The organism is Streptomyces sp. NH27, assembly GCF_056859195.1.
The window spans coordinates 1-4,010 of record NZ_JACEGK010000639.1; the positions used below are offsets into that span (position 1 = coordinate 1).

The 4,010-nt window shown below is 69.4% G+C and carries 6 protein-coding genes; 2 read left to right on the forward strand and 4 right to left on the reverse strand.

Going from position 1 to position 4,010, the window contains the following annotated elements; genetic code table 11:
* Window positions 1-324: 324 nt before the first annotated feature.
* A complete protein-coding gene (locus AC13HU_RS33585) occupies window positions 325-702 on the reverse strand; it encodes a hypothetical protein (RefSeq protein ID WP_483045769.1) in 378 nt (125 codons plus the stop codon).
* 451 nt (window positions 703-1,153) lie between these two features.
* On the opposite strand from AC13HU_RS33585, the gene AC13HU_RS33590 reads away from it, so the two are divergent.
* Window positions 1,154-1,651 (forward strand): GNAT family N-acetyltransferase, encoded by a 498-nt coding sequence (locus tag AC13HU_RS33590; protein ID WP_483045770.1) that lies wholly within the window; start codon window positions 1,154-1,156, stop codon window positions 1,649-1,651.
* A 219-nt stretch (window positions 1,652-1,870) separates the two neighbouring features.
* Window positions 1,871-2,803 (forward strand): phosphotransferase family protein, encoded by a 933-nt coding sequence (locus AC13HU_RS33595; protein WP_483045771.1) that lies wholly within the window; start codon window positions 1,871-1,873, stop codon window positions 2,801-2,803.
* Window positions 2,804-2,830: 27 nt separating this feature from the next.
* On the opposite strand, the gene AC13HU_RS33600 is transcribed toward AC13HU_RS33595, so the two are convergent.
* The 3 genes from AC13HU_RS33600 to AC13HU_RS33610 all read right to left on the reverse strand — a co-directional run.
* On the reverse strand, window positions 2,831-3,127 hold the full coding sequence (locus tag AC13HU_RS33600) for a PTS glucose/sucrose transporter subunit IIB (protein WP_483045772.1): 297 nt from the start codon (window positions 3,125-3,127) through the stop codon (window positions 2,831-2,833).
* A complete protein-coding gene (locus tag AC13HU_RS33605; protein ID WP_483045773.1) occupies window positions 3,124-3,519 on the reverse strand; it encodes a hypothetical protein in 396 nt (131 codons plus the stop codon). Before AC13HU_RS33605 ends, AC13HU_RS33600 begins: the two co-directional genes overlap by 4 nt.
* Window positions 3,516-4,010, reverse strand: a 495-nt coding sequence (locus tag AC13HU_RS33610) for a nucleoside/nucleotide kinase family protein (RefSeq protein WP_483045774.1), incomplete at its 5' end; no start/stop codon positions are given. The genes AC13HU_RS33605 and AC13HU_RS33610, both read right to left, overlap by 4 nt.

The window sequence follows — 4,010 nt, forward strand, 5'->3', positions numbered from 1 at the left end:
GGGCATGGAACCCGGCTATCCCCTCGGACCACGACTCGACCTGCTCAACCGTCAACGATTCATCGCACAGTCGGAACAACGAGCCAATCCAGCACCTGTCACGGCAGATGCGGTTGCAGTACTAGCCCTCCCGCGGGAGGCACCTGTCGATCCGGGCACCAGCGCTGATCGTCCTCCGCTCGATGAGCCCAGTGCGGACCCGCTGACAATCGCGGGTCGCCAAACGGTCAGGTTCCGCCCGTGCCGCCACGAGGCGGAGTTCGGCGCATTCGCCTGCACCAAGGGCGCGTTGGTGTGTCTGGCAGCACAGTCGGCGTGGTGGATTCAGTGGTCTGCGCCGAGCGGAATCGGCGGGGCCACGGGCTTCCACGTGATGGTCTTCTCGACGGAGTCGGCGAAGACATCGACCAGCTCGATGGACTCGATTCGCAAGGGCGCGTGGCTGGGGCGGACCCGACGGACGCGCCGGTGGATCTGGTGGAAATGCTCCAAGGAGACCTCGGCCGTGGCGTACGACTCAGTCAGGTGGAGGACTCCCGTCTCGTACACGGTGGCGTCGGCTCCGCGCGCGATCTCGAAGGCCCGGGTCGTGGCGGTGCGCAGGGCGTTCAGCGGCTCGTCCGGCCCGACGTCAAAAATGAGTCCGCTGCTGTACGGGAGGGGGCTGCCGACCGTGACGGTGAAGGGCGCGATGGCTCGCATCTGTTCGCCCAGCTCGGCGACAAGGGCCTGCCGTTCGTCAGCGAGGATCTCGGCTGCGGGCGTTGAGCTCAGTTGGTAGAGCGTGATGTGAAACCAGTCGTCCGAAACGTGCGCCAGCGGATCCCCTTCCGTCGCAGCACGGACGCCGGCGATGTAGGTCCGTAATTGGAATGTCCCGTTCCGTAGTGGCGACCTGCGTGTTCTCGCGTTGTCTCATTCGGTTGGCCCGGCATTCTGTCTCGCGATCTTGTCCCTTTCGCCGCGCTGCCCGCCGCGCGGAGGTTCCGTGTGTTCAAGTCTCCGCTGTCCGCAGAGAGTCAGAGAGCTCTGCCGCGAGGGGCCTGCGTCACCGTTTCCCAGCGATCGCCTTGGCCTGTGGGTCCGAATGCCCCGTGCCGGTGTAGGAAAAGCTCACGCTGGCATCGCGTGACTATCGATAGGGTCACAAGCTGTGCCGGAACTGACCTCGCCTACCGTCCGTGTTCACGCCTCGTACCTCAAGGCGATCGCCGAGTACCAGGCGGAGGGTGGATACCCCGACTTCGACGACCTCATCGTGGACGCGTCGGACGCCTTCGCGCGCTACGTCGACCGACTCCATGTAGATCCGCGCGCGGTGACTTTGCTGTGGTGGATCGACGGGGCGGAGTACCTCGGCCGGATCTCCGTCTGGCATCAGCTCACCGGCGCCCTCGCTGACACCGGACATATCGGCTACGACGTGCGTCCTTCCCTGCGCGGCCGCGGTCACGCAACGGCGATGCTGGCCGCCGCCCTGCCCGTCGCCGACCAGTTGGGCATCGACCCGGCACTGGTGACCGTACGCGCCCGCAACACCGCGAGCCGAAAGGTCATCGAGGCCAACGGCGGACGGCTCATCGAGCAGCGGGAGGACCGGCTGTACTTCCACCTCCCTACCGGTCACTCCGACGGGTTGCCGCTGTCCTGAGCCCCCGGCGCGACCGTCACGCGCCGTGCCGGCCCATGGTGGCAGGGTCCGGATCCGGAGCGGGCCGCGCGCTGGCGGGTGCCAGACCCGGTGTTCTCCGTGCGGTTGGTGGGTCCGCGGCGGATATCGTTCCCGGGCGGGAACCGGTGCCGTGGGATCTGATGGCGGCTTCGGCGGGGAGTTCGTCGGTATGCCCAGTCGATGGGGTGGGGGTGGAGTATGCCGGTCGGTTCGGCTTCCAGGCTGGCGTGGCGGGATCTTCCGGCGGCTGTTCGCGGCGCTGTCGCGGGCCGGCTGGGGGCTCCGGTGTCGGGTGCGGTGTCCCAGGAGTCGGGGTTCACTGGTGGGTTGGCGTCCCGGCTGGTCCTGGCCGACGGCCGGCGGGCGTTCGCGAAGGGCGTGCCGCAAGTTCATCCGCTGGCGGCTATGTACGAGCAGGAGGCCGCCGTGGCGTCTGCGCTGCCGGCCGAGGTGCCTGCGCCTCAGCTGTTGTCGTGGTTCAGGGCGGGTGGATGGGTCGTTCTGCTGTTTGACGATGTTGCGGGCCGTCATCCCGGCCTTCAGCCGGGTTCTGCGGATCTGCCAGCGGTACTGGCCACGGTGGGGACGATGTCCGGGGCGTTGACGCCCTGCCCACTGGTGGCGGCGCGGCCGGTGGCCGGGGCGCTGGAGCAGGTCTCGCGGTGCTGGCGGGAGTTGGCCGCCGGCCCGCCCGCCGATCTGGACCCGTGGTGCGTGCGGAATCTTCCGTCGCTGGTGGAGTGGGAGACGCGGTGGTTACCGGCAGTTGAGGGTGACACGTTGCTGCACGCGGATCTGCGGCCGGACAACATGGTGGTCGCCGGGGAGGGAACGGTGTTCGTGGTGGACTGGGCGTGCGGCTACCGCGGGGCCGCGTGGTTCGACATGGTCTGGCTCGTCCCGTATCTGATCATGGACGGGCACAGCCCGGCCTCGGCCGAGGAGGCCCTGTCCGGGCTTGGGGTATGGGAGATGGTGGCGCAGCAGACGGTGACGTCGTTGGCGGTGTCGGTGGCCGGGCACTGGGAGGTGGCCCGGCGCCGGCGTTCACGGCCCGAACTGCGCGCGTATCAGAGGCGGGAGGCCGCGGCGGCGCTGGAGTGGGTTGCATACCGCACGGGCTGGCTGTGACGTCCGGTAGACGGCCCGTGCGGTTGCTCAGGAGTCCAGGTCCGGGCCGAGGAGGTGGCGCAGGGCGGCGGCGAGGGGGACGACGGCGGCGGGGCCGACGATGATCTGGAAGGTGTCGCGTTCCAGGACGCCGAGGACGGCGGGGTGGTCGCGCAGGGCGGTGTCGTTGACGAGGGAGCGGTCGGTCAGGCTGAGCCGGAGCCGGGTGACGCAGTGCTCCAACGCGGTGATGTTGCCAGAACCGCCGAGGAGATCGCACAGGACGGTGGCGGTGGCCTGATACTTGCCGCCGGGATGGGGCGGGGCGGGCTGGGCGATGGTCATCGGGCACCCCATAGGTAGCGTTCGATGTCGATGGCGTCGTACCGGATGTCGGTGGTGTCGTCCCAGTAGGCTTTGCCGACTTCGTGGGCGAGCAGGGACCGAAGCCGCAGGTGGGAGTCGAGCCAGGTGCCCGGCATCCGCCAGCGTGCACGCGCCTGCGGGTCGGTGTGTTCAAGGTCCTGGTGGAGGCGGTCGAGGTCGCACCGCCACTGGTGCAGGATCGCGGCGGGAATCGTCGGGATGTCGTTCTGGTCGGCGGCGGCGAGGAAGGCGCGGATGTTCCCGGTCGTCTCGCGAAGTGCGGCAAGGGCCGGACTGGGGGCGTCTTGCGGGGCGGCGGCGAGCGCGGTCAGCAGCCGGCGGGTGGTGGCCGCGGTGGGTCCGTTCGTCACGGTGTCTCCGGCCTGGTCATCGCGCGGTGCGGCTGGAGCTGGCGGGCGAAGCGGGACGGCAGGGCGCCGGTCAGGATCGGCCAGGCGCCGTCGTGGGTGGTGAAGGTGCTGTCGGGCAGCCAGGTGTTCAGGTGGGTGAGGAAGTCGTGGTAGGCGGTGAGGAATCCGGGGTCGAACCAGAGGCGGTAGCGGTCGTCGTGGGCGTAGGCGGCGCGGCGGGCGACGGATTCGTCCGGGTCGACCAGCAGGACGAGGATGCGGTCATGGGCATCGGGAGTGGTCAGCCCGAGGCGGTGGCTGAGTTCCAGGGCGCGGTCGAAGTCTTGGCGTGGGCCCTTTGCGGTGGCCATGATCGCGTAGCGGTAGGCCAGGACTCCGATGTGGCACCGGTCGGAGACGACGAGGAGACCGGGCCGGGCCTGTTGCAGGCGCCGGGCGGCGTCGAGGCGGTTCCGGGCCTCGGTGAGTAAGTGCCGGGCGGTCTCTGCGTC